General features: G+C 54.1%; 23 protein-coding genes. 2 read left to right on the top strand and 21 right to left on the bottom strand.

Going from position 1 to position 24,173, the window contains the following annotated elements:
• Positions 1–67 precede the first annotated feature (67 nt).
• The 18 genes from NOS26_RS06140 to NOS26_RS06055 all read right to left on the bottom strand — a co-directional run bounded on the left by NOS26_RS06140 (position 68) and on the right by NOS26_RS06055 (position 19,270).
• A complete protein-coding gene (locus NOS26_RS06140; protein WP_022498224.1) occupies positions 68–2,098 on the bottom strand; it encodes a SpoIVB peptidase S55 domain-containing protein in 2,031 nt (676 codons plus the stop codon).
• On the bottom strand, positions 2,095–2,385 hold the full coding sequence (locus NOS26_RS06135; RefSeq protein WP_022498225.1) for a hypothetical protein: 291 nt from the start codon (positions 2,383–2,385) through the stop codon (positions 2,095–2,097). The genes NOS26_RS06140 and NOS26_RS06135 overlap by 4 nt, the downstream gene beginning before the upstream one ends.
• A 43-nt stretch (positions 2,386–2,428) precedes the next feature.
• Complete coding sequence (locus tag NOS26_RS06130; protein ID WP_027894947.1) at positions 2,429–3,502, bottom strand: rod shape-determining protein; 1,074 nt, start codon at positions 3,500–3,502, stop codon at positions 2,429–2,431.
• Positions 3,483–4,757 (bottom strand): UDP-N-acetylglucosamine 1-carboxyvinyltransferase, encoded by a 1,275-nt coding sequence (murA, locus tag NOS26_RS06125; RefSeq protein WP_014015864.1) that lies wholly within the window; start codon positions 4,755–4,757, stop codon positions 3,483–3,485. The genes NOS26_RS06130 and murA overlap by 20 nt, the downstream gene beginning before the upstream one ends.
• Positions 4,758–4,959: 202 nt before the next feature.
• Positions 4,960–5,925, bottom strand: coding sequence for a class II fructose-bisphosphatase (gene glpX, locus NOS26_RS06120; RefSeq protein ID WP_014015863.1), 966 nt, complete (start codon positions 5,923–5,925; stop codon positions 4,960–4,962).
• 261 nt (positions 5,926–6,186) lie between these two features.
• On the bottom strand, positions 6,187–7,467 hold the full coding sequence (gene serS / locus NOS26_RS06115; RefSeq protein ID WP_014015862.1) for a serine--tRNA ligase: 1,281 nt from the start codon (positions 7,465–7,467) through the stop codon (positions 6,187–6,189).
• 54 nt (positions 7,468–7,521) lie between these two features.
• Entirely contained in the window at positions 7,522–8,166 is a 645-nt protein-coding gene (locus NOS26_RS06110; RefSeq protein ID WP_014015861.1) for a histidine phosphatase family protein, read from the bottom strand.
• A 13-nt stretch (positions 8,167–8,179) separates the two neighbouring features.
• A complete protein-coding gene (gene serA, locus NOS26_RS06105) occupies positions 8,180–9,772 on the bottom strand; it encodes a phosphoglycerate dehydrogenase (RefSeq protein WP_014015860.1) in 1,593 nt (530 codons plus the stop codon).
• Positions 9,773–9,799: 27 nt separating this feature from the next.
• Complete coding sequence (gene serC, locus NOS26_RS06100) at positions 9,800–10,873, bottom strand: 3-phosphoserine/phosphohydroxythreonine transaminase (RefSeq protein ID WP_014015859.1); 1,074 nt, start codon at positions 10,871–10,873, stop codon at positions 9,800–9,802.
• A gap of 551 nt (positions 10,874–11,424) precedes the next feature.
• The gene (locus tag NOS26_RS06095; RefSeq protein ID WP_074786814.1) at positions 11,425–13,707 is read right to left on the bottom strand and encodes an adenosylcobalamin-dependent ribonucleoside-diphosphate reductase; all 2,283 of its coding nucleotides are present in this window, start codon (positions 13,705–13,707) and stop codon (positions 11,425–11,427) included.
• Positions 13,708–13,846: 139 nt separating this feature from the next.
• Positions 13,847–14,803, bottom strand: a complete 957-nt coding sequence (locus tag NOS26_RS06090; protein WP_014015857.1) for an alpha/beta hydrolase — start codon at positions 14,801–14,803, stop codon at positions 13,847–13,849.
• 6 nt (positions 14,804–14,809) lie between these two features.
• Positions 14,810–15,187 (bottom strand): dihydroxyacetone kinase phosphoryl donor subunit DhaM, encoded by a 378-nt coding sequence (dhaM, locus tag NOS26_RS06085; RefSeq protein WP_014015856.1) that lies wholly within the window; start codon positions 15,185–15,187, stop codon positions 14,810–14,812.
• Between the two features lie 21 nt (positions 15,188–15,208).
• Positions 15,209–15,838: a dihydroxyacetone kinase subunit DhaL gene (gene dhaL / locus NOS26_RS06080; RefSeq protein WP_173364612.1), complete on the bottom strand. Its 630-nt coding sequence runs from the start codon at positions 15,836–15,838 to the stop codon at positions 15,209–15,211.
• Between the two features lie 6 nt (positions 15,839–15,844).
• Positions 15,845–16,834, bottom strand: coding sequence for a dihydroxyacetone kinase subunit DhaK (gene dhaK / locus NOS26_RS06075; protein WP_014015854.1), 990 nt, complete (start codon positions 16,832–16,834; stop codon positions 15,845–15,847).
• 230 nt (positions 16,835–17,064) lie between these two features.
• Positions 17,065–17,598: a bifunctional pyr operon transcriptional regulator/uracil phosphoribosyltransferase PyrR gene (pyrR, locus tag NOS26_RS06070; RefSeq protein ID WP_014015853.1), complete on the bottom strand. Its 534-nt coding sequence runs from the start codon at positions 17,596–17,598 to the stop codon at positions 17,065–17,067.
• Between the two features lie 15 nt (positions 17,599–17,613).
• Positions 17,614–18,531 (bottom strand): RluA family pseudouridine synthase, encoded by a 918-nt coding sequence (locus tag NOS26_RS06065; RefSeq protein ID WP_036203412.1) that lies wholly within the window; start codon positions 18,529–18,531, stop codon positions 17,614–17,616.
• 10 nt (positions 18,532–18,541) lie between these two features.
• Positions 18,542–18,979, bottom strand: a complete 438-nt coding sequence (lspA, locus tag NOS26_RS06060) for a signal peptidase II (protein WP_014015851.1) — start codon at positions 18,977–18,979, stop codon at positions 18,542–18,544.
• Between the two features lie 126 nt (positions 18,980–19,105).
• Positions 19,106–19,270, bottom strand: a complete 165-nt coding sequence (locus NOS26_RS06055) for a DUF362 domain-containing protein (RefSeq protein WP_014015850.1) — start codon at positions 19,268–19,270, stop codon at positions 19,106–19,108.
• Between the two features lie 513 nt (positions 19,271–19,783).
• On the opposite strand from NOS26_RS06055, the gene NOS26_RS06050 reads away from it, so the two are divergent.
• Together NOS26_RS06050 and NOS26_RS06045 are read left to right on the top strand one after the other, a co-directional pair.
• Positions 19,784–20,464, top strand: coding sequence for a response regulator transcription factor (locus NOS26_RS06050; protein ID WP_014015849.1), 681 nt, complete (start codon positions 19,784–19,786; stop codon positions 20,462–20,464).
• Positions 20,448–21,878, top strand: a complete 1,431-nt coding sequence (locus NOS26_RS06045) for an ATP-binding protein (RefSeq protein WP_014015848.1) — start codon at positions 20,448–20,450, stop codon at positions 21,876–21,878. Before NOS26_RS06050 ends, NOS26_RS06045 begins: the two co-directional genes overlap by 17 nt.
• 799 nt (positions 21,879–22,677) lie before the next feature.
• On the opposite strand, the gene NOS26_RS06040 is transcribed toward NOS26_RS06045, so the two are convergent.
• From NOS26_RS06040 to NOS26_RS06030, 3 genes are read right to left on the bottom strand one after another with little or no spacing between them, the layout of a single operon-like run.
• A complete protein-coding gene (locus NOS26_RS06040) occupies positions 22,678–23,238 on the bottom strand; it encodes a hemerythrin domain-containing protein (protein ID WP_255917407.1) in 561 nt (186 codons plus the stop codon).
• Between the two features lie 19 nt (positions 23,239–23,257).
• On the bottom strand, positions 23,258–23,851 hold the full coding sequence (locus NOS26_RS06035; protein ID WP_255917406.1) for a hypothetical protein: 594 nt from the start codon (positions 23,849–23,851) through the stop codon (positions 23,258–23,260).
• Between the two features lie 25 nt (positions 23,852–23,876).
• A complete protein-coding gene (locus tag NOS26_RS06030) occupies positions 23,877–24,119 on the bottom strand; it encodes a DUF1858 domain-containing protein (protein ID WP_014016004.1) in 243 nt (80 codons plus the stop codon).
• Positions 24,120–24,173 lie beyond the last annotated feature (54 nt).

Here is a 24,173-nt window from a genome sequence, read left to right as displayed (position 1 = left end):
ATAGGGACGGGCCGCCGACTGCGGCCTGCGACCAGCGGGACGCCCTTTGGGCGTCCCCTACGAACAGCTAGTGGAACATATCCAGGTCGACCGTGCGGATGGGTTCGGCCGATTTTTTATCCTGGCCTTTGTCGGGTTTCTTGTCGTTTCCCTTGTCATCCTTCTTTCCCGTATCTTTATTGTCGTCGCCGTTCTTATCCGCTTTGACCAATTCATCATCCTGGGACGTACCGTCTGTATCGTCACCGATGACGGCTTTCGCTTCGTTGATGTTGTGGTTCTTGGCTAAATAAGCATCGCGTTTTTCCGGCGTGACGACTTTGATGGTAATCTGGCCGTCGCCTTTGACGATGTACGGCGTCGGGATAGAAGATTTGGCATCATTAGGGTTGTCATCGCCCATGGCGTGTTTGCCCGGCTTGACGACATCCTTGGCCTGGGTTCCCGGTTCCTTGCCGCGGATCTTTTCTTTTCGCACTTTCGTGCCATTTTCATTGATCATGCTGACGCCCTGGCTGAGGATTTCGATGACCAGGTCATTATTGGCGTCTTCTTTTTCGATTTCCTTCTTCAGTTCCTTGAAATCCTTGTAGTGGCGCAAGCGCTGGACGATTTCATCGGTCAGGTTGTACCGCTGTTTTTCGATGAGATACGGCAGGGGGATGACACCGCCGCCTCGGACTTCCAGGGTCATATCGCCTAAGGGCTGGTTCTTGGGGACAGTGAAGCTCATGGTCTTCACTTCATCGACACCGCGGTAGGGATGGAGCTTGACCTTGAAGTAAACCGTATCGCCCGGGCTGACGACGACAGGTGCTGCCGACGCATCGACGATGGTCGCCGACTTGCGGGCCTGTGTGATGTCGACGGTCATATTGATGTCCAAAATCGGATAATCGATAAATTCGTTGTGCTTCAAGATATCGAGCACATTATAGAGTTCATCGATGCTCTTCTCGTTGATGTTATCTTCGGAATAATACATGTTGTGCCGGGTAATATCCTTATCGCGGCCATTGGAAGAACGGATCGTATAGGACAAGGTCGCCGTGCCGCCGCCCGTGCGGTCGATGGTCTTGTTGACCGTATTGTATACCGTCGTGGCTGCCAGGACCGGCGTCAGCTCATTGTCTTCGATAATCTTGACACGCTTGGTCATGGCCGTGTCCGTATCCGTATCCCGGGCCTTGATGACGACCGGGATGCCCGGTGCCAGATAGCCGTACTGGCCGCCGATACCGGCGCCGCGGTCCTGGGTGATCTTGCCGACTTCGGCTCCAATAGAACCGAGCTTGAAGGAACTGGACAGGTTATTGACGACTGTGAAGATGTAGGCGTTGTGCATGAAATAGTTGATGCTGCCCTTTTTCAGGAAGGGATGGCCGAAGGCGACGATGTGGTCGTTATCGACGTAGGTCACGGTCCCGATGGCCCCCATCTTCATATCGCCGTTGACGAAAGCCGCGGCGACACTGCTGCCCGGTTCCAGAGGAAGGGCCGTACTGTCGCTGCTGGCCGAGGCCGTATCGACGGGCATGAAGTTGTAATTCGGCAGTTTGCTCTGCATCCACGCCGTCGACAAGCTGTCGAAGCCCGACGTCATGAGGGGCGTCGCAATGGGGATGAGCGACGATTCGCGGGCATTGAAAGGCCGGATTTCTTCTTTCGTCGGCACATTCCAGAGCTTGAGCATGTCATTGATGGGCGTAATCATGCCGACACGGGAATTGGTAAAGGACCAGCCGTAAGCGACGGCACCGAGGAGTTTGCCATTGATATAGACCGGACTGCCGCTCATGCCCTGGGCAATGCCGCCCGTTTCTTCGATGAGGGGTCCGGAAAACTTGGCCAGGATCAAATCCCCTGACGGGCCGCTGTTCTTCATGACCCCTAAGATTTCGACAGGGAACGTATCGATGGTCGTGCCGTGGACGACGGTCTTGGCGTAGCCCGTCATGCCAGGCTGGACTTCACTGACATTCATGAATCCCTGTGCCTGCGCCGAAATGGCCAGGATACAGGAAAGGGCCGCGGTCAGACAGACCCGGCCCAACGTACGCCGCAAGGCGGAGAATTTCTGCATCAGGGTGTATCTCATTTCGTTTCCACCACGACGACAACGGCGCCTTGCTGCACTTGTGATCCCGGCTGAACGAGGACGGTCTTGACGACACCTTCCTTGTCAGAACGGGCAGCCGGCATCGGGCCGGCCAGGGAATTTACCGTAAGCAGGACATCTCCCTCTTTCACGGTTGCACCGACAGGGGCTACGCTGACGACGCTGCCGCTCAATACCGTCGTATACGATACATCAGCAGCTGCGGCTGGCATAGCCATCAGGCCTGCTAACCCGGCTAATACGGCGAGTTTGCGAAACTTTTTCATGACGGCTCCCTCCTTTTTCCGCTCCGTCCAGTGACGGAGCCCTTTATAAATCATCAAAACTATCTTTTAAGCGGTCCATTTCCCGTAAAGCCTTGCCGGCTCCGTTGGCAACGCATAACAAGGGATCATCACAGAGATAAGCTGCCATGCCTGTCGTCTGGGAAATGAGGCGGTCGAAGCTATCGAGGAGCAATCCGCCGCCGGTGAGGACGATGCCGTGGTCGGCAATATCCGCAGCCAGTTCAGGCGGCGTCTTTTCCAAGATGGAAACAATCGTCTTGAGGACGGTCTGGATGGGTTCATCCAAGGCCTGGCGGATTTCCTGGGAATCGATGTCTACCGACGTGGGCAGGCCCGTTTCCGTACTGCGGCCGCGGACGTCGGCCGTCATGCGCCGGCCGTCGCCCATAGCCGTACCGATGAGGATTTTCAGTTCTTCCGCCGTGTGCTGGCCGATGGCGACGTGCTTAATCTTTTCCAGGTAGCGGATAATCGCTTCATCGAAGGTATTGCTGCCGATACGCAGGGATTCACTGATGACGACGCCGCTCAGGCTGAGGACGGCGACGTCCGTCGTTCCGCCGCCCATATCGACGACCATGGAACCATTGGACGTAGCAATGTCCAGACCGGCACCGATAGCCGCTGCCAGCGGCTCTTCCATGACTGTCGTCTTGCGGGCGCCGGCCTGCATAGCCGCTTCGATGACGGCCCGCCGTTCGACGTTGGTGACACTCGACGGGACGCAGATGACGACGCGGGGCTTAAAGATCAACGCCTTGCCAATGGCCTTGCGGATGAAATAACGCAACATATATTCCGTCGCATCGTAGTCGGCAATGACACCATTGCGAAGCGGATGGTAGGCCTGGATGTTGCGTGGCGTCCGGCCCAGCATAGCCTGGGCTTCGCGGCCGACGGCGACGACTTTATTCTCCATCGTATCGACGGCAATGACGGCCGGTTCATTGACGACGATGCCCCGGTTCTTGACGAACACGATGATGTTGGCCGTCCCCAAGTCGATAGCGATGTCGCTGCCGAACCAGTTGGCCAAAAAGAACGAGTGGGACTGTTTCGGCGGCTGTACTTTTTTCTTAGTTTTCTTCTTCCTCAATATTGACGCGAACAATGTCTGCACCTAGCCTTTGTAATTTCAATACAAGATTATCATAACCGCGGTCGATATGGTATAAATAGCCGACTTCCGTTTCCCCGTCAGCTACGAGACCCGCCAGGACTAAGGCAGCACCGGCCCGCAAGTCCGTCGCGTTGACCGAAGCCCCTTTGAGCCGGGGAACGCCTTCGACGATGGCACTGCGGCCTTCGATGCGGATCTTGGCTCCCATGCGCTTAAATTCATCGACGTGCATGAAGCGGTTTTCAAAGACCGTTTCCGTGACGACGCTCGTGCCCTGGCAGATGGTCGTCAAGGCCATGAACTGAGCCTGCATGTCCGTTGGGAAACCCGGATAGGGCAGGGTCTTGATATCGGCCGGGCGAAGCGGTGCGTGGCCGATGACGCGGATGCCGTCGATTTCTTCCTGGACTTCCGCGCCGACTTCCTTCAATTTGGAGATGAGAGGCTTCAAGTGTTCCGAAATGGCATTTTCTACGAAGACATTGCCCTGGGTCATGGCCGCGCCGACCATGAAAGTACCGGCTTCGATGCGGTCGGGGATGACGGCGTGGTTAGCACCGTGCAGTTCCTTGACGCCTTCGATGCGGATGACATTGGTGCCGGCACCGCGGATATTGGCGCCCATACTGTTGAGGTACGTTGCCAGATCGACGATTTCCGGTTCTTCCGCTGCGTTTTCCAGGACCGTCTTTCCTTCGGCCATGGATGCAGCCATGAGGATATTTTCAGTAGCGCCGACACTGGGGAAATCGAGGTAAATCTGTGCCCCTTTGAGGCCATTCGGTGCCGTCGCTTCGATGTCCCCGTTTTCCAGGTTGATGACAGCGCCCATGGCTTCAAAAGCTTTGAGGTGCAAGTCGATAGGACGGGCACCGATGGAACAGCCGCCGGGCAGAGAAATCTGGGCTCTCCCCTTGCGGGCCAGTAAAGGACCCATGACCAAAAAAGATGCACGCATGCGGCGCACTAAATCATAGGGAGCCGTCGTCGATGTCAGCTCATGGGCATCGATGACCAAAGTATCTCTTTCAGGATGTTCTATATGAACGCCCAGGGACGCGATGACGTCACAGACGGTATGTACGTCGGCTAACTTCGGGATTTCTGTCAATGTACTCTGCGTCGTCCCCAGCATAGATGCAACAATGATAGGCAGTACGGCATTTTTAGCCCCGCTGACGCGAACCGTACCCTCTAAGGGCTTTCCACCATGAATAACAAGTTTCTCCAATTCTGGTGCCTCCTAATACTATTCGAGTAGTTTATTCTAAATGGCCCAAAGGCAATGGCGCCTAAGGTGCCATTATGAGCATATAATTACTATCAAGTCATTGTACCATAAAAGGGGAGAAAAAAAAAGGGCTTGTCGCCATGCGACAAGCCCTTTTTAAGCTGTAGGGGTCGCCACGTGGGCGACCCGCGGCCTGCGAATCCTACAAATGGATGCTCCATTTAGCTTTCTTGTCGAAGCGGTGGAACGTGTCGATGAAGCGGATTGTGCCGCTCTTGTAACGCATGACGACAGACATGGTACGGGCGCCGCCGCCAAAGTACTGGACGCCGCGCATCATAGGCGTGTCGGTAATGGCCGTCGCCGAGAAGATGCAGTCGTCGCCTTTTACCAGGTCGTCGAGGGTCATGACGCGGTTGATGTCGTCAATGCCCATTTCCCAGCAGCGTTTCCGTTCTTCGTCGGTATACGGGATGAGGCGGGCCTGCATATCGCCGCCCAGGCATTTCAGGGCTGCCGCAGCCAGGACGCCTTCCGGGGCGCCGCCGATGCCCATGAGGACGTGGACGCCGGACCCCTCGATGCCGGCATCGACAGCCGGTGAGACGTCGCCATCGGTGATGAGCTTGATGCGGGCGCCGGCACTGCGACATTCGTCGATGATTTCCTGATGACGCGGCCTGTCGAGGATGACCACAGTCAGATCATCGATACCCCGTTCCAGGCCTTCTGCGATGCGGCGCAGGTTTTCCTGTACGGGCTTGGTCAAATCGATGCGCCCTTTCGCCCGCGGGCCGACACAGAGTTTTTCCATGTACATGTCGGGCGCGTGGAGCAAGTTCCCCTTGCGGGCGATAGCCATGACGGCAATGGACCCATCCTGGCCTTTGGCCGTCAAGTTCGTCCCTTCCAGCGGGTCAACGGCAATATCGACTTCCGTACCGCCAGCACCGACTTTTTCCCCGATATAGAGCATCGGCGCTTCGTCCATTTCGCCTTCGCCGATGACGACGGTCCCATCGATAGGCACGGTGGATAAAATCGAATGCATGCCATCGACGGCCAGCTGGTCGGCGCCCATCTTATCGCCCTTCCCCATGAGACGACCGGCTTTAACGGCAGCTGCTTCGGTAACGCGGACAAATTCCAAGGTCAATACGCGATCCATGATGAACCTCCTTATCTGAAAATAATCGAAACACATATATAGTATTACTTCTAGATAAGTCAAAAAACTCCTGCCTCGCGGCAGGAGTTTTTTTCGTTCATCGCAGGTCGTTCATCGTTCATCGCAGGCGGACGCCTTTTTGAGTTTGAAGTTGAAAGTTTGATGTTTGATGAAAATGAGGTGAAATTTAAAAGCCATCGCCTCAAACATTAAAGAGAAAGGGACCTTGCATGATGATAGAAGCCTTTGCGCGACAGCCCCCTACTGCTTCGTAATTACGTCGCAATGCATGTACGGGCGGAGGACTTCCGGTACGATGACGGAGCCGTCGGCCTGCTGGTAGTTTTCCAGGATAGCGGCGACGGTACGGCCGACAGCCAGACCGGAGCCGTTCAGGGTGTGGACAAATTCCGGTTTCGATTTCGGCGTGCGGCGGAAGCGGATGTTAGCCCGACGTGCCTGGAAATCTTCCGTATTGGAGCACGACGAGATTTCGCGGTATTTACCCTGAGCCGGGAACCAGACTTCGACGTCGAAGGTCTTGGCTGCAGAGAAACCGATATCGCCGGTGCACAGGCAGACGACGTGGTACGGCAGGCCCAGGGCCTTGAGGATGTCTTCGGCGTTGTTGGTCAGTTTATCGAGTTCGTCATAGCTCGTTTCCGGAGCGACGTACTTGACCATTTCGACTTTATGGAACTGATGCTGGCGGATGAGGCCCCGCGTATCGCGGCCGGCCGAACCGGCTTCAGCGCGGAAGCACGGCGTCATGGCCGTGAAGTAAACCGGCAGTTTGGCACCGTCAATGATTTCACCGCGGTAGTAGTTGGTCAGTGGGACTTCTGCCGTCGGGATCATGTACATTTCTTCGCCTTCGACGTTGAGTTTGTACATGTCTTCATAGAATTTCGGCAGCTGGCCCGTGCCGGTCATGGAGTCGCGGTTGACGATATACGGCGGGATGACTTCGGTATAGCCGTCTTTTTCCGTGTGCTGGTCGAGCATGAAGTTGTAGACGGCGCGTTCCAGGCGGGCACCGGCACCGATGTAATAATAGAAGCGGGCCCCCGTTACTTTAGCAGCCCGTTCGGAATCGAGGATGCCCAGTTTTTCACCGACATCCCAGTGATTGAGAGGCTGGAAATCGAATTTCGTCGGTTCGCCCCATTTGCGGACTTCCGGGTTATCGCTGTCGTCGTTGCCGACGGGGACCGAGGGGTGGCACATATTGGGGATCATGAGCTGGATAGCGCGCATGTCAGCTTCGACTTTCTTGACTTCCTTGTCGAGGACGTCGATGTCATCGCCGAGTTTCTTCATAGCTGCAATCTGGGCGTCAGCGTTTTCTTTATTGCGTTTGAGCTGGCTGATTTCCTTGGTGACCGTATTGCGTTCGTTCTTCATGGCTTCGACTTTCTGAAGAATTTCACGGCGCTGATTGTCCAAGGCGACGAAAGCGTCGACATCGGCTTTGGCATGGCGGTTCTTAATATTTTCTTTGACTTCTTCCGCATGTTCGCGGATGAATTTCGTATCTAACATGATAATTTCTTCCTTCCTCAGTAAATATGCTTTTATACCCCTCGTATTATAGCCTTATAAGCCTTTTTGTTCAATACCGCTGAACAAATACCCCATATGATTCGTAGAATTGAGCAGGACCAGGCGCCATACGCCATCCTGACATTCCAGGACGTTGATGCACGTATTATCCTGCTTGATCTGCCAGAAATGGCTCATATCCAGACCCAGGATATCGCAGATGATGGCCTTGTTGACGGCATCATGAGCGGCGACGAGGACCGTCTTGCCGTCGTATTTCCGGACGTAATCATCAAAGGCGGCACGGGCGCGGACGCGGACGTCTTCCAGCGATTCGCCGCCCTGACCGGGCATGGTCACCGTATGAGGCTGTGTATGCCAGCGGTGGAAGGCTTCAGGATACTTGGCTTCGATTTCATCGGCCAGTTTCCCTTCCCAGTCGCCGTGGTTGATTTCCAGGAGCCTGTCGTCTTTGAGGACCGGCAGACCGTGGAGGTCCGCGCAGAAGGAGCAGGTCATGTACGACCGTTCGAGAGGACTGGAAATGGCCACGTCGATGGGCGTGTCTTTCAGTCCTTCAGCGACCATATGGCCTTGCTTGAGGCCCCGTTCACTGAGGTGCGTATCTTCCTGGCCCTGGTAGCGGCCTTCAATATTCCATTGTGTTTCGCCGTGGCGAATGAGTATGATGCGTACCATAGTGTTCCCCCTGTTAGTGAATATCGCAGTGAATGAGCTTCATGTCGAGGATGCCGTTGATCGAGCGGAGTTTGACCATGATATCATTGGGGATATCGTCCTGGACGGCGATAGCCATGATGTTGTTGCCCGATTTGGTCATCCGGCCGACCTGCATGCCCATGATGTTGATGTGAGCCTGGCCGAGGATGGTCGAAATCTGGCCGATCATATTCGGCTGGTCGACATGCGGTACCAGGAGCAGGTAGCCTTCCGGCGTGAAGTCGACGCGGTATTCGTCGATCTGGACAATCTTGGCTTCCGTGCCGTTGAACAAGACGCCGACGATGGCGTGTTCCCCTTTATTGGTGCGGACCCGGACGGTGACGGAATTGACAAAATAGCCATTGGACTGGCTGTTGATTTCTTTAATGGCAATGTGGCGCGTCTTGGCGACTTCAGCTGCGTTGACGTAGTTGACCGATTCCTGGAGGATCGGGTTGAGGGCCCCTTTGAGGACAGCCGTCGTCAGCAGACGCGTTTCCGTATCGGCCAGTTCGCCCGTATATTCGACTTCGATTTCCTTCATCGGCGCATCGGCCAGGTAAACGGCTAAGTTGCCCATGCGTTCCATGAGGTCGAAATAAGGATGGATGACGTTGTAGACATTGGGCGGTACCGGGGCCATGTTGACAGCCGTCGCAACCGGTTCGCCCTTGAGGGCTTCCATGACGCCTTCAGCGACATCGATGGAAACGCCGATCTGAGCTTCTACTGTCGATGCGCCGAGGTGCGGCGTAATGACCACGTTGTCCATGCCCAGGAAGGGGTTGATGTCCTTGGTCAGCGGTTCCGTCGGGAAGACGTCGATAGCAGCGCCGGCGACATGGCCGCTCTTGAGGGCTTCCGCCAAGGCATAAATATCGAGGACAGCTCCGCGAGAAACGTTGATGACCCGAACGCCGTCTTTCATCTTGGCGATTTCTTCCTTGCCGATGAGGCCCCGCGTTTCCTTGGTCAGCGGCGTATGCATGGTGATGTAGTCCGACCGTTTGAGGAGGGTATCCAAGTCGACTTGTTCGACGCCGAGCTGTTTGAACCGTTCTTCCGGGATGTACGGGTCATAACCGATGGTCTTCATTTCCATAGCCTGCATGCGTTTGGCAATGCGCGAACCGATACGGCCGACGCCGATGATGCCGATAGTCTTGTTCTGGAGCTGGATGCCTGTAAAAGTCTTGCGGTCCCAGTTGCCGGCCATGAGCGAATTGTGGGCCTGCGGGATGTGGCGGGTGATGGCCATGATCATGGCACAGGTGTGTTCTGTGGCAGCCAGCGTATTGGAGGTCGGCGTATTGACGACGACAATGCCCCGGGACGTTGCGCTCTTCAAGTCGATGCTGTCGACGCCGACACCGGCACGGCCGACGACTTTCAATTTCGTAGCCGCTTCGATGACTTTTTCCGTAACGTGGGTCATGGAACGGGTGATGAGGCCGTCGTATTCGCCGATGCAGTCGATCAGGCCCTGTTCATCGAGGTTCTTCTTGACATCTACTTCATAACCGTTTTCGCGTAAGAGTTCTACGCCTTTCATCGATACGTCATCGCTGACTAAAATCTTCATGTTCTTTCTCCCCCTATTACTGACACATTAATGTTTCTTCTGGAATTGTTTCATAAAATCGGCCAAGGCCTGGCAGCCTTCTTCGGTGACGGCATTGTAAATGGACGCCCGGCAGCCGCCGATGGACCGATGGCCTTTGACACCGATGAGGTCGTGTTCGGCTGCTTCGGCGACGAACTGTGCCTCCAGTTCCTTCGTCGGCAAGTTGAAGGTGACATTCATCAGGCTGCGCGAATCCTGGCGGGCATGGCCGCGGTAGAAGCCGTGGCTGTCGTCAATGACGCCGTAGACGATAGCGGCTTTCTTCTGATTGCGTTCATACATGGCCTGCAATCCGCCGTGGTCGTCGAGCCAGTGAGCTACTTTATTGACGAAATAAATATTGAACACCGGCGGCGTATTGTATGTCGAATCGTGGTCGACATAGGTCTTATACTGCAGCATGAGAGGCAAATCGCGGCAGACCTTATTCAGCAGGTCGTCCTTGATGATGGCGACGACGACGCCGGCCGGACCGACGTTCTTCTGGACGCCGGCATAGATGAAATCGAAATTCTTCACATCTACCGGGCGGCTGAGGAAATCGCTGGACATATCACAGAACAAAGGAACGTCGAAAGACGGAAAATCATGCCATTCCGTCCCATGGATGGTATTGTTCGATGTCATGTAAATATAGTCCGTATCGGGCTTGACGACGAAGCTGTCTGCCTTGGGGATGTACGTAAAGTGATCGGCTTTACTCGAAGCGACTTCATAGGTTTCCCCGAAGAAGGAAGCCGCTTCCATGGCCTTGTTGGACCATACCCCGGTATTCAAATAACCGCCGCGTTTCTTGAGGAAATTGGCCGCGTGCATGACGAACTGCATACTGCCGCCGCCCTGGATGAAGACGATATGGTAATCGTCAGGAACAGTTAGGAGCTTCTTCAGCGTCGCCACCGTGTCGTCCTGCATTTCCTGATAGGCAGCACTGCGATGACTGATTTCGACGATGCTCATCCCCGTATGATTGAAATCGAGAAATTCGTCCTGCACTTCCTTGAGGACTTCCAAAGGCATTGCCGATGGGCCTGCATTGAAATTGTACACTCTCTTCATATTTCCACCTCTTACTATGAGAAGACCGCAGGGGAAGTCTTCTGCCATACCAATAAAAAAACTCCCGTCCCATCAAAGGGACGAGAGTCGATATTCCCGCGTTGCCACCCAACTTGCCTTTCGGCCAACTTGTACCGCTATATCGGGCGTACCCGTCAAATTCATCATTTGCAGCTCCAGAGCGGAACGCCTTACAGCCCTGCTGCCTCGCACCACCCGGCAGCTCTCTGAAAGGACCCATAATTTGCTTCTCCTTCATCGCCTTCTGTAAAATTACGTCTATTATAAACACAAACGCCCAGCCTGTCAATACAATTTTAGTAAAAAGATGGTAAGGGAGTGACGCTGGCGCCAGTCACAACTCCCTCTCATCAAGTCTTAGCGTCATCAAGCGGGATGACTCAGCGGCTTTTCCCATAGTTCATTGCAGGATATGCCGTCATATGCAAGGCGGAGGAAGGAGGCATAGCGGGGCTATGTCGACTGACGACAACGTAGCAGAGGGCGGCATAGCCTGTAAGGAACGGGAAAGGGCCGCTGAGCCATGCCGCTTAGTTGCATTTGCTCCAGCCGCAGTTTTTGCAGGTGTTGCAGCCGCCTTCAAAGACTAAGGGTTCTCCGCACTGCGGGCAGAGCATGCTTTCAGCGGTGACTTTCTTTTCGGCTTTCGGCCGGACCGGTGTCTTTTTGACCGGTGTATGGCCGCTGGCGACAGACGCCGTCTGATGCAGTTCTTCCTGGACTTCGTCAAACATGTCCAGGAGGGCATTACCGACTGCCATGGGGCAGCACGAACCGCGGCTTGTATCGCCGCGCGTCGCCCGACGTACTGAATAGGACGGGCAGTTACCTGTCGAATTGAGCTGATCGACGATGGTATAGAGGTCGATGCCGGCGCGGGCACTGATGGAAATCATGCGCGACAAGCCGATCATGAAGTTATTGCAGCCCCCTGTCGACCCTTTGCTGAGATACGTTTCCAGGAGGGCCCCCGTTTCCGGATCGAAAAAGGCCATGCAGTGCAGGCTGCCGCATCCCGTAATGAGTTTCCGTTTCTTGCCGATGACATTGTCGTCGATGCTGACGATGTCACCGCGGTTCAAGCCTTCACCAGCCGTCGGCACGGGCTTTTCTTCTTCGTGCGTCGTCAAGATGCCGGCCCGCTTGCAACCGTCGCGGAATAACGTCAGGCCCTTGCAGCCCTTTTCATAGGCCAGGAGGTACAGGGCTTCCGTGTCTTCGACAGTAAAGCTGTTGGGCACGTTGACCGTCGAGCTGATGGACGCATCGATGTGCTGCTGCCAGGCGGCCTGCATTTCGACGCGTTCATGGTAATCCAGGGTCAACGCCGTGACGAAGTATTCCGGCAGCTGGCTGTCGTCTTTGATATGGTGTTTCTTCATATACCGTTCGACAATAGGCGTATAGACTTTGTAATATACATCCGTCCCGTGAAGCGATTCCGTCTTGCGTTCATAGAAGTTCGCATAAATCGGTTCGATACCGCCGGAAATGCCGAGCATCGTCGACAAAGTCCCGGTCGGGGCGATGGTCAGGAGCTGGGAATTACGCATGCCATAGGCCTTGACCAAAGCGGCCGTAGCCTCGGTCGTATTGGCTTTGAAATAAGGTGTACTCATGATTTCATCAATATGGCATTTATCGAAGGCGCCGCGCTGGTGAGCCAGTTCCGCCGAAGCGGCAATAGCTGTATCGGCCATGGCAAAGCCAATATCGTGGCAGAAGGCGACGGCATCGGTGCTGCCGTAGGTCAGGCCCATCTGGATGAGCATGTCGCCGAGGCCCATGATGCCCAGGCCGATCTGGCGCCAGGCTTTGACGCTTTCCCGCTGTTCTTCCAAGGGATGCAGGGGCAGGCCTTCTTCGAGGACGTCATTCAAAGCCCGCACGGCGACGCGGACGCAGCGCTTGAACTCGTCGAAATCAAAGGTCGCATTGGGCGAAAAGGGGTTATTGACGAAATTGGCCAGGTTCATGCTGCCCAACAGGCAGGAGCCGCCGGCCGGCAAGGGTTCTTCTGCACAGGGATTGACACCGGCGAAGGAAAATTCCGGCGTATGAGCCAGGAGGTTCCAGGACTTGATGCGGTCCCAGAAAAGAGCACCCGGTTCGGCATAGTCCCAGTTCGTTTCCGCAACCAGGCGGAAGACGTCAGCCGCATTGACCAGGCTTTCGATGACCTGGCCCGTTTCCTGGCGCTTGAAGTGGAGGCGGAACTGTTTGTGTTCCTTGACAGCTTCCATAAATTCGTCGCTCAGGCGGATAGAAATATTGGCTTTCGTTACCTTATTGAGGTCCGTCTTGAGTTTGATGAAATCCAGCACATCCGGATGGGCGCAGTCAATGGAAATCATCAAGGCCCCGCGGCGGCCATTCTGGCCAATCAGTTCCGTAACCAGGGAATAGAGGGTCATGAAGGAAATGGAGCCGCTCGTTTCCTTGGCCGCATTGTTGATACGCGCCCCCTTCGGGCTGAGGCGGGAAATATCGATGCCGCAGCCGCCACCATAGCTGTAAGTCCGGGCTAATTTCCCGGCCCGGTCGAAGATGCTTTCGATGCTGTCTTCTGGCGGCGTCATGACGTAGCAGTTGGACAAGGTAATCTTCTTGCCTTCATATTCCAGCCCTCTGTTGGCCAGGATACGGCCGCCAAAGAGAAATTTCTTGGCTTTGATCAAAGCGGCGACTTCTTCGTCGCCACCGCTGATGCGGCTGATCCAGTGTTCAAAAGTTTCACTGTTATCGCAATATTTATTCTTCCAAATATCGAGGCCGAGCTGATTATCTGCACCGAGCCATTCTTGTTCGTTCATAATCTTCCTCCTCCACTGCACATAGCAAACGCATGACCGCCATCTACTATATATAGTAGATGGCGGTCATTTACTGTACTAATAATAGCAGGATGACGAGAAATAGTCAAGTATCGGAAATGCATAGTCCGACGCCTTCCTAGTCATTGTGGACATCCTTTTCTAAGAAATGGCTGACGACGCGCAGGTATTCTCTGCGGTCTGTCTCGATACCGACGGCATGAGGCGAGTCGGCAAAAATATAAAGTTCCTTTTTCGGGCTCGTACAATTATCGTAGAGGCTCTTGGCCGTCTTGACCGGTACCAGGGCATCCTCACTGCCGTGAAGGAAGAGGACAGGCATCTTCATCCGCTTCACAGCCTGAGCCGGTTCCAGGGAAGATACGGTCTTATGCGTATGGTAGAACATAGCCGCCTGGAAGAAGGGATCCAGGAGGTCATAGCTCCAGATAGCCCGTTTGTCCCCGGAAGCCTGCCATAACTTCTCCCGTCCCAGGGAAATGATGTTGCCATAAGAGCTGTCGGCTACGACGAAGGACAGGTCCTTGCCGTATTCACTGCCAGCATACAACAGGGCCATGGCTGCACCGAGGGAAACACCGTGCAGGCCGATGGTCATCTGTTCATCGCGGTTGCGCAGCCACTGGCACCACATGGCCAGGTCATCGATTTCGCGGATGCCCCATTCCGTGTGGGCGCCTTCACTTTCCCCGTGGCCCCGCAGGTCGATGAGCAGGATATTATAGCCCAGGCGGCGATACACTTCCATATACGGCAGGCACATGGAGCGGTTCTGGTACAAGCCGTGGATGAGGATGACCGTCTTATGGGAATCATGGCGGTTCTCAATATATGTCCCGCGAAGTATCGTCCCGTCCTGGCCGTTGACCCGGACCGGTTCCCAGCCCCGTTCCTTTTCCCACTGCCGGACCGTAGACACGTCGCGGCTGTGGTTCTCGATACCCAGGAGCTGGTCCCAGGGCGCATCATAAAATTCTTCATAAGCCATGTTGCCAATGTAAGCCCCGATGCCGCCTAAAACAATGGCCAGGCAGACCAGGAACAAAAGCAGGCGCTTCAAGAATCGTTTTATCATCGTGATTTACAGCTTCCTGTCCCGGCTGGCTTCTACTTTGTCCTGCATGGCAGCCAAAGGCGTCCCGCCGGCAGCTTCAATGGCTGCGATGACAGCGCCTTCGACAAAGGGGCAGTCCAGCAGCTGGATTTTCCGGTCCTCCAGGCTTTCGACGACCATTTCCGCCGTCATGACGGCGCTGCCCATATCCATGATGCAGGCGACGCCATCACCCTGGTCGACGGCTTCCACAGCCGCCATAATCTTTTCAAAGCTCGTTCCCAAACTGCCGTCTTCCAATCCGCCGGCAGCCGCAAGAGGCGCATCAGGCGCCATCATGCGGGCCAGTTCAACGGCCCCTTCAGCCGCTTTCTGGCTGTGGGAAATCAATACGATTCCTACCATCTTTTCTTTCACTCCTAAAAATCAAGCCATCTCCGCCAGGACCTGCAGCAAGTAGAGAGACGACGTAGCGCCCGGATCCTGATGGCCCAAGCTGCGTTCACCCAAATAGCTGGCACGCCCTTTGGTCGCGATAATGGTCTTCGTGTATTCTACACCTTTTTCTGCAGCCGCTGCTGCGTCCTGCAAGGCTTCTTTCAATGATTTGCCGGCAGCCACTTCATCCTGCATGACCTTCAGCGCCGGGCACAGTGCATCGAGCATGGTCTTTTCGCCTTCCGTCGCCTTGCCGCGCATCTTGATGCCGTCGACAGCCGCTTCCATAGCTTTGACGAAAGCCGGGCCATCCAGCTCGGTCAGGCCCTTGCAGGCCATGCCGGCTTTCATGAAGGCCGTCCCGTAGAGCGGTCCCGATGCGCCGCCGACAGTCGACACGAGCTGCATGCCGACGCCTTTGAGCAGGGCGCCTATATCACCGCCCGCCAGAGACGGTAATTTCTTTTCGACAGCTTCAAAGCCGCGGGCCAGATTGATGCCGTGGTCGCCGTCACCGATTTCGTTGTCGAGCTGGGTCAAATAATCTTTTTCTGCTTCGATTTTCTTAGCCATCCCTTCGATAATGGCTGCCATCTGCTTCGTATCCAATGAACTCATCCCCTCTTATTTTTTCCAGGCCAGCGTATCAGCCGGTTCGTCATAGAGCCCTTTCAGTTCGTCATCCAGGCGCAGGAGAGTGATCGAGAAGCCGGCCATTTCGATGGACGTCATGTAGTTGCCGACCATCGTATCGTATACGGCAATGCCTTGTTCCTTGAGATAATCCTGTACGAAATTGTTGACGATGTACAGTTCCATGAGCGGTGTGCCGCCCATGCCGTTGATGAGGACGACGACTTCATGGCCCTTGTAATCGAGGTCAGCTAAGATCTGGTCTACGAGCATCTTGGCGATTTCATTGGCCGGACGGAGTTTTTCACGATGTGTCCCCGGTTCACCGTGGATGCCGATGCCGATTTCCATTTCATCATCAGCCAGTTCAAAGCCCGGTTTTCCAGCAGCCGGGACCGTGCAAGGTTCAATGGCCATCCCCATGGAGCGGACATTGGCGATGACCTTTTCAGCGACGGCTTTGACTTCCGGCAGTTCGGCCCCTTGTTCCGCTTTGGCCCCGGCGATCTTATGGACGAAGATCGTACCGGCTACACCGCGGCGGCCTGTCGTATACAAGCTGTCCCGGACGGCTACGTCATCATTGACGACGACATAGTCGGCCTTGATATCTTCATCAGCTGCCATTTCGATAGCCATTTCAAAATTCATGACGTCGCCGGTATAATTCTTGACGACGCAGAGGACACCTTTATCCGTAGCCACAGCTTTGATGCCTTCCAGGACCTGGTCCGGTGTCGGTGACGTGAATACCGTACCGGCTACGGCGCAGTCGAGCATCCCCGTGCCGACATAGCCGGCATGAGCCGGTTCATGACCGCTGCCGCCGCCGCTGACCAGGGCGACTTTGCCTTCCTTCTTATCGGCCCGGACGACGATGGTCCCATAGTCGAGCTTGCGCAATTTCTTCGGTGCCGATTTGACCAGGCCCTGGATCATTTCCTCTTCGACATTGTTGACGTCATTGACAATTTTTTTCATGATAACCCCTTCTTTCCAGATATAGTCAAAAGGGGCTGTCGCACGTGCGACAGTCCCTTTTTAAGTTTGAAGTTGAAAGTTTGATGTTTGATGTAGATGGGTTTAAATTTTCTCCCATCGCCTCAAACGTCAAACATCGAACCCCAAACATTTAACCAAGGATAACCAGATAAGATGGTCGAAAACTTCGTGCGATGTTCACTTAAGTATAGCAAGAAACAAGGGGAAAATCAATTCTCTTCCCGCAGGACAACGCGGTCGCAGGAATCCGTTTCCTTTAATTGTACCGACACGTCTTCTTTGCGCGATGTTGGCACATTCTTGCCGACATAATCGGCGCGGATCGGCAGTTCCCGATGGCCCCGGTCGACGAGGACCGCCAGTTCGATGAACTGGGGCCGCCCCAATTCCATGATAGCGTTAAGGGCCGACCGGACAGTCCGCCCCGTGAATAAGACGTCATCGACTAAAACAACGGTCTTGCCATCGGCATCGAATTTCCCGGCGTCGCTGACGGCAATGGGACTCTTGCGGTCGTCATCGCGATAGGCCGAAATATCGAGATCATAGACGGGGACATGCCGGCCTTCGATGGCTGCCAGTTCCCGTCCCAGCCGCTGGGCCAGGGGAACGCCGCGCGTATGGATGCCGACGAGGACCGTCTTGTCCAATCCTTTATTGCGTTCGATGATTTCATGGGCAATGCGGCGGATAGCCCGGCCGATTGCTTTTTCGTCCATGAGCAGTGTCTTTTCTTTCCACATATGACTCACCACCTGTCAGTCTTTCTCTTCCGCCCGTTTGAGGCAGGCCAGGAAATCAGCCGGTGCCGGCGCTTCAAAATGCATGGCTTTCCCCGTAATGGGATGGATCAGGTCGAGGCAGTGCGAATGAAGGGCCTGGCCTTCGATGGGGAAATCATCCTTCTTGTAGCCATATAAGGGATCATTGACGACGGGATGATGGATATAAGCCATGTGGACGCGGATCTGATGAGTCCGGCCCGTTTCCAGTTTACATTCGACCCAGGTATAATCGCCGTAGCGTTTCAATACTTTGAAGTGGGTCACGGCTTCGCGGCCGCCTTTAAAGGTAACAGCCATCTTGATCCGGTCCTTAGGGTGGCGGCCAATCGGAGCATCGACGATACCCCGTTCTTCCGAAATATTGCCGTGGACCAAAGCCCAGTACGTGCGGTGTGCCGAATGGGCCTTGATCTGTTCTGCCAGCCCTTTATGAGCTTCATCGGTCTTGGCAGCGACCATGACGCCTGACGTATCTTTGTCCAGGCGATGGACGATGCCCGGACGAATGACGCCGTTGATGCCTGACAATTCCCCCTGGCAGTGATAGAGCAGGGCATTGACCAAAGTCCCATCGGGATTGCCGGCTGCCGGATGGACGACCATGCCGCGGGCCTTATTGATGACGATGATGTCTTTATCTTCATAGACGATATCCAAGGGGATATCCTGAGGGACGACTTTGTATTCCTCCTGCACTTCGATGACAGCCTTTACCTGGTCGCCTTCGTTGAGACGGCGGTTGGCTTTGGCGTCCTTTCCATTGACTGTGACTCCCTGGCGCTGAATGAGCTGCTGGGCATAACTGCGTGAAATATCCAGGGCCGATGTCAGATAGACATCCAGGCGCTTGCCCTGTTCCTGTTCTGTGACAATTAAATTCTTTTCTTCCATGTCTTCATCCTCATTTATCTGAAATATGGGTCCAACTATACCATAACAAAAGAACGACGCCGACAACAATGCCGATATCAGCGACATTGAAGACGGGCCAGATACGAAAATCGAAGAAATCTGTGACGGCCCCGCGGAACGTCCGATCCAGCGCATTTCCCAGGGCACCGCCTAAAAGCAGGCCGGATCCGCCATAGACCCAGGGGTTCGCCGGCAGCTGCTTGCGGAACAGGCCATACAGCAGGAATAAGACCAGGGCTATGACTAAAAAGAACCACTGCTGATTTTCCAGGATTCCAAAAGCAGCACCGCGATTCAAAATATAAGTAATATGAAAAAATCCCGGAATGACCGGAATGGATTCATGAAGGACCATGTCCTGTTGTACCGCCAGCTTGGTGAGCTGATCGACAACGGTCACGGCCAGGGCAATGCCTAACACATACAAAGCAAATTCCTCCTATTATGTATCTTACAGTGCTTTTATCCTATCACAGAAGCGGGGAAAGTTCAACAAAAAAAAGGCTGCCGCATAATAGCCGAAGCCTTATGCGACAACCTTTTGCCGAAGCAATTATTCAGCGGAAATAGCGCCTGTAGGACAAGCGGATTCGCAAGCACCGCAGTCGATGCAGGAATCAGTTACAACGTATTTCGTTTCGCCTTCTTCGATGGCACCGGTCGGGCAAGTGCTAGCGCAAGCGCCGCATTTTACGCATTCGTCGGAAATAACATGCATGGTTTTCACCTCCAAACATCAAGCCTTCGGGGGAATCCCCCTTCGTTCTTCCTCATTATTACACGAATAGACAGACTTGTCAATGAATACCGAATGAGTAAAGATATAGGTATTTCCTAGGTTTTTCAGATTATTAAAAAAATTTTTTCAAGTTTCACGAGAATCATTTGATACAGAAACAGAAAAAAGCCGGCGAGGGGAGCCGGCTTTCTCTTTTTGCAAGATATCATCGGGGGAAGACAATATCTCAGCAGTTGAAGAAAATAAGATAGGGGTGTTCGAGGGGTATATGAACAACTTACCTCTTCAACGTCTCGTAGATGATCTGTTCTACATATACTATAATAGCAGGTTCTGGCAAAAAGTAAATCCCTAAAGATTAAAAATAGATTAAATTTTCGTGATATTTTTGTAACAATAACGGACTGACCAGTACAAAAAAGAGGAGTTATACGTTATAATGGTATGTATATGGCTTAGCGTGTGCAAATTCTTCTCATGGGAGGTTGTTACATGAACGAAAATACACACATCTTAATCGTCGAAGACGAAAAACAAATCGCCCGTTTCCTGCAAATGGAATTGGAACATGAAGGCTACATCTGCAGCATCGAATACAACGGAGCCGCTGCCCTGGACCGCATCGGTCAGGAGCACTTCGACCTCATCCTGCTGGACATCATGCTGCCCGACGTCGATGGCCTGACCATCTGCAAGCGAACTCGGGAATTATCGAATATCCCGATCATGATGCTGTCGGCCAAAGACGACATCGAAACGAAGGTCGTCAGCCTGGACATCGGCGCCAATGACTATCTGACCAAACCCTTCAACAGCAAGGAACTCTTTGCCCGGATCCGCGTACTCCTGCGGGAACGCCATCAGTTAGCGGACCGGGGAAATTTTCTCCAGCTGAATGACCTCACCTTATTTCTCGACCGTCATGAAGTCATGAAGGGCACGAAGAAAATAAAACTGACGAAAAAAGAATTTGAGCTCCTCGCTTATTTAGTCCGGAACAAGAATATCGTCCTCTCACGGTCGCGCATTGTCGAAGAAGTTTGGGGCTATGATTACATCGGCGATACGAATATCGTCGACGTCTATATCCGTTACCTGCGCAGCAAGCTGGGACCGAATGGGCGCACCTATATCCGTACGGTCCGTGGAGTCGGTTATGTGGCAGAAGATTAATCATTGGCTGACACAGCATCTGCTCATCGCTCCCCTGCCCATTTTTGCCAAAATGGTCCTGCTCTATTCATCCATCGTCTTTTTCATTCTCCTCACCGTATCCGTCGTAACCATTACCAGCGTCCACTATATCATGAACGACTCCCTGCGCGACGAACTGAAATCCCGCGCCGCAGCAGCGGTCCACTATCTGGATGACTATGGAAAAGTCGATACGACCATTTTCGTCCGCGCCAATGTACCGCCGTCGATGAATTTACAGATTTACGACGGAGCAGGCCATCTCATCGTCGACAACGGACCGACCCATGCCGTCCGCAAGATGAGCGACCGCTATATCGACGACGCCATCAGCAACCCGCAGAAAAATCCGCTGCCGGCGGCAGTCCAAGGCAACGAATCGTCTGAATTCTCATATTACCGAATCTGGACCAGCAAAGATGGAAAAAATTATTATCTGCGCTTTTCCCAGCGGCCTGACAAAGAAACGGGCTTTGTATCGCTCTTATCGAAACAGCTCCTGGCCTCGGTCCTCATCAGCCTGATTCTGACCATCTTCACGGGCATGTACCTCATGAAGAAATCCCTGGCGCCCTTGCAGGTCATCAACGATACGGTCAAGACCATCGAAGTCAATCGCCTGGACAACCGTATCGCCTTGTCCGATGACAAGAACGAGCTCCACGAACTAGCCGTCAGCATCAACCAGGCCCTGGACCGCATCGAATACGGCTATAAGCAGCAGCAGCAGTTCATCAGCGACGCCTCTCATGAATTGCGGACGCCGATTACGGTCATTGCCGGGTATGCTGATCTCCTGTGCCGCTGGGGCAAAGAGGACCCGGCAGTCCTCAACGAAAGCCTGGCAGCCATCAAATCGGAAACAGACTATATGAAACAGCTCATCGAACGCCTGCTTTTTTTCGCCCGTTCCAATAACGGCACGCTGATCAAGCATTTTACCGATATCAATACGGCTGACCTTTTGCAGGAAGTATACAGCGAAATCAGCCTCATCGATAAGGAACACCATATCCGGCTCAGCCAGAATGACCAGGCCCTCATCACAGCCGAACCAGGCAGTGTCAAACAGATGCTGCGCATCTTCATCGACAATGCCCTGAAATATACGCCAGCCGGCGGTACAGTCACCTTATCGTGCCAGGCAGATGACCAGACCGTCCGCTACATCATCAGTGATACGGGCATCGGCATCCCGAAAAAAGACCTGGAACGGGTTTTTGAACGCTTCTATCGCGTCGATTCATCCCGCACCAAAGACACCGGCGGATCCGGCCTGGGCCTGTCCATCGCTAAATATATCGCCAAAGCCAATAACGCTAAACTGGGATTGGACAGCACTCTCCATAAAGGAACCACCGTCACCGCCATCTTCCAGCGGACTGTATCGTAGGGGACGCCCAAAGGGCGTCCCGCTGTGAATCGTGGGTATGACCCTTCTGGGATATGCGGCTTTTTTCACGCATCACCTGTCATGAATAGCGTGTACACCATCGTTTCAGGCGGGCCGCCTTACCAGGTCGGCCCCTACGCACCAGGCCGATGGCCGTATTTTTTTGTGGGCTGCATTCATTTCCATCGCCTGTATGCGATACCGTAGGGGACGTCCTGATCAAGGCGTCCCGCTGTGAATCGTGGGTATGACCATTCTGGGATATGGGGCTTTTTTCACACATCACTCGTCATGAATAGCGTGTACACCATCGTTTCAGGCGGGCCGCCTTACCAGGTCGGCCCCTACGCACCAGGCCGATGGCCGTATTTTTTTTGTGGGCTACATTCATTTCCATCGCCTGCATGCGATATCGTAGGGGACGTCCTGATCAAGGCGTCCCGCTGTGAATCGTGGGTATGACCATTCTGGGATATGGGGCTTTTTTTCACACATCACCCGTCATGAATAGCGTGTACACCATCGTTTCAGGTGGGCCGTCTTACCAGGTCGGCCCCTACGCACCAGGCCGATGGCCGTATTTTTTTTGTGGGCTGCATTCATTTCCATCGCCTGTATGCGATACCGTAGGGGACGCCCAAAGGGCGTCCCGCTGTGAATCGTGGGTATAGCCGGAATTTATGACGAATGACACTCGGTCGTAATACAATCATGCGTCTGTCGCGGCGGAACGCCGCATCTGCGTCCGAAGCGGCCGGCGACCTGCAAACTGCGACCGGCGGGCGCCCCACAGGACGCCCTACGCGATTTTGTATTTCTTTTCCAGGCGGTCCAGGAGGTCCATGTAGCCTTTGGCGAAGTCCGGGCCTTCTTCCGCTTCCATGTCTTTGACGGTCTGGTCGATTTTAGCTTTGATGTCGTCCGACAGGCCGCGGTCGGCTAAGGGGTAGACGACGTTGTTTTCTTTTTCTACGTGCTGCTGCAAGCGGTTGGCATAGGCCATGGCTTCGGTCAGGATCTGGAGTTTGTATTCGGTCTTCGGTTCCTGGACATAGAGTTTCAATGCTTCGTCGAGGGCCCGGACGTGGGCACGGATGAGGTCGTGTTCGACGAGCATGCCGTGCTTGATGATGATCGACGCCACTTCTTCCAGGTGGTCGACCATTTCCGGAAAGAGGACGAGTTCTTCCCGGCGATGATGATGGCCATCGGCATAACGGCGGATGAAATCGAGGATTTCCGCAAATTCCTGCTGGTCGATTTCGGCGCCTTCCAAGATGGCGCAACACGATTCTTTGATGACTTTCAGCATCCGTGAAATATTGGCATGTTGTTTGACCATGACTTCCGTGCAATACATAAGGGTCCCTCTCTTTCGTTTAGGCAGATTTCTTTACGATTTCATACTGGCCTTCAGCCGGGCTGGTGAAGGCGTAACCCGTGGCAGCCAGCAGGCCGTCGACTAAGGCTTGGCGCAGGGCATAGTAGCAGTCGCCGTGGCCCTGCCAGAATTCGCTGTGCAGGTCCATGGTGCGGTCCCAGGCGATACGGTTGTCATCGCTTTCGCGGACGCGGTTGACCTGGTCACAGGGCATACCGTCGAGGAGCAGGTCGTCCAGGCGGTGGAAAGCTTCCGGTGCCGTAGCAGCGCTCAGGTTCTGGCTGGCACCGAAGTCGTAAGCGGCTTTTTTTAGTGCTTCCAGGCGGGCATCATCATTGCCGGCAATGGCGAGGACGAAAGCGGCATAGCGGCCTTCGGCGTCGTGGATGCGAGACTGGAGCCAGCCGTGGATGTTCGCTTCATCGATGACTTCATCGAGTTTGCGGCGGTCTTTGCTGCAGTATTTATCAGCCAAGTCTTCATCGGACCAGCCCTGCGCTGTGGCAACGCGGACGAGTTCGTCGATCAGGCTTTCCTGGAACTGGATTTTATTGTAAAGCCAAAAATGGATAGGTCCTAAAAATGCGCTCATTGTCGTTTCCTCCTCTTATCGTCTCTTACTGTTTGTTTGCTTCAATGGCAACGTTGACGGCTTTGGTAACAATTTCCGGGTCGAGGCCATGGACGAAGCAGGCGTTTGCCAGGCTTTCCTGCTGGGAAGACGGGCAGCCCAGGCAGTGCATGCCCTGACCGATGAGGGTATCGACGACTTCTGGATGCATACGCAGGATATCGCCCATGATCATGTCAGACGTAACTTTTTCATTAGCAGCAAATTTATTCAGAACGGATTTCAACATAGTAACTACCTCCTAAAGTATATGGACAACTTTTATCTTATCTCTGAGTGAGCT

Origin of the sequence: Megasphaera sp. SC8-1 (assembly GCF_024436295.1) — a bacterium.
Taxonomy (GTDB): domain Bacteria; phylum Bacillota; class Negativicutes; order Veillonellales; family Megasphaeraceae; genus Megasphaera; species Megasphaera elsdenii.
The sequence above is the reverse complement of the archived record's forward strand: the minus strand, read 5'-3'. Positions and strand labels throughout refer to the sequence as shown.

Bases quoted from the DNA above. Each gene is read 5' to 3' on its own strand.
- NOS26_RS06090 (WP_014015857.1), bottom strand. From the start codon at position 14,803: ATGATAAAACGATTCTTGAAGCGCCTGCTTTTGTTCCTGGTCTGCCTG.
- NOS26_RS06030 (WP_014016004.1), bottom strand. From the start codon at position 24,119: ATGTTGAAATCCGTTCTGAATAAATTTGCTGCTAATGAAAAAGTTACG.
- serA (WP_014015860.1), bottom strand. From the start codon at position 9,772: ATGAAGATTTTAGTCAGCGATGACGTATCGATGAAAGGCGTAGAACTC.
- NOS26_RS06035 (WP_255917406.1), bottom strand. From the start codon at position 23,851: ATGAGCGCATTTTTAGGACCTATCCATTTTTGGCTTTACAATAAAATC.
- NOS26_RS06095 (WP_074786814.1), bottom strand. From the start codon at position 13,707: ATGAACGAACAAGAATGGCTCGGTGCAGATAATCAGCTCGGCCTCGAT.
- NOS26_RS06045 (WP_014015848.1), top strand. From the start codon at position 20,448: ATGTGGCAGAAGATTAATCATTGGCTGACACAGCATCTGCTCATCGCT.
- dhaM (WP_014015856.1), bottom strand. From the start codon at position 15,187: ATGGTAGGAATCGTATTGATTTCCCACAGCCAGAAAGCGGCTGAAGGG.
- serS (WP_014015862.1), bottom strand. From the start codon at position 7,467: ATGTTAGATACGAAATTCATCCGCGAACATGCGGAAGAAGTCAAAGAA.
- NOS26_RS06065 (WP_036203412.1), bottom strand. From the start codon at position 18,531: ATGGAAGAAAAGAATTTAATTGTCACAGAACAGGAACAGGGCAAGCGC.
- NOS26_RS06040 (WP_255917407.1), bottom strand. From the start codon at position 23,238: ATGTATTGCACGGAAGTCATGGTCAAACAACATGCCAATATTTCACGG.
- dhaK (WP_014015854.1), bottom strand. From the start codon at position 16,834: ATGAAAAAAATTGTCAATGACGTCAACAATGTCGAAGAGGAAATGATC.
- dhaL (WP_173364612.1), bottom strand. From the start codon at position 15,838: ATGAGTTCATTGGATACGAAGCAGATGGCAGCCATTATCGAAGGGATG.
- glpX (WP_014015863.1), bottom strand. From the start codon at position 5,925: ATGGATCGCGTATTGACCTTGGAATTTGTCCGCGTTACCGAAGCAGCT.
- NOS26_RS06050 (WP_014015849.1), top strand. From the start codon at position 19,784: ATGAACGAAAATACACACATCTTAATCGTCGAAGACGAAAAACAAATC.
- NOS26_RS06135 (WP_022498225.1), bottom strand. From the start codon at position 2,385: ATGAAAAAGTTTCGCAAACTCGCCGTATTAGCCGGGTTAGCAGGCCTG.
- pyrR (WP_014015853.1), bottom strand. From the start codon at position 17,598: ATGTGGAAAGAAAAGACACTGCTCATGGACGAAAAAGCAATCGGCCGG.
- NOS26_RS06140 (WP_022498224.1), bottom strand. From the start codon at position 2,098: ATGAGATACACCCTGATGCAGAAATTCTCCGCCTTGCGGCGTACGTTG.
- NOS26_RS06110 (WP_014015861.1), bottom strand. From the start codon at position 8,166: ATGGTACGCATCATACTCATTCGCCACGGCGAAACACAATGGAATATT.
- NOS26_RS06055 (WP_014015850.1), bottom strand. From the start codon at position 19,270: ATGCATGTTATTTCCGACGAATGCGTAAAATGCGGCGCTTGCGCTAGC.
- serC (WP_014015859.1), bottom strand. From the start codon at position 10,873: ATGAAGAGAGTGTACAATTTCAATGCAGGCCCATCGGCAATGCCTTTG.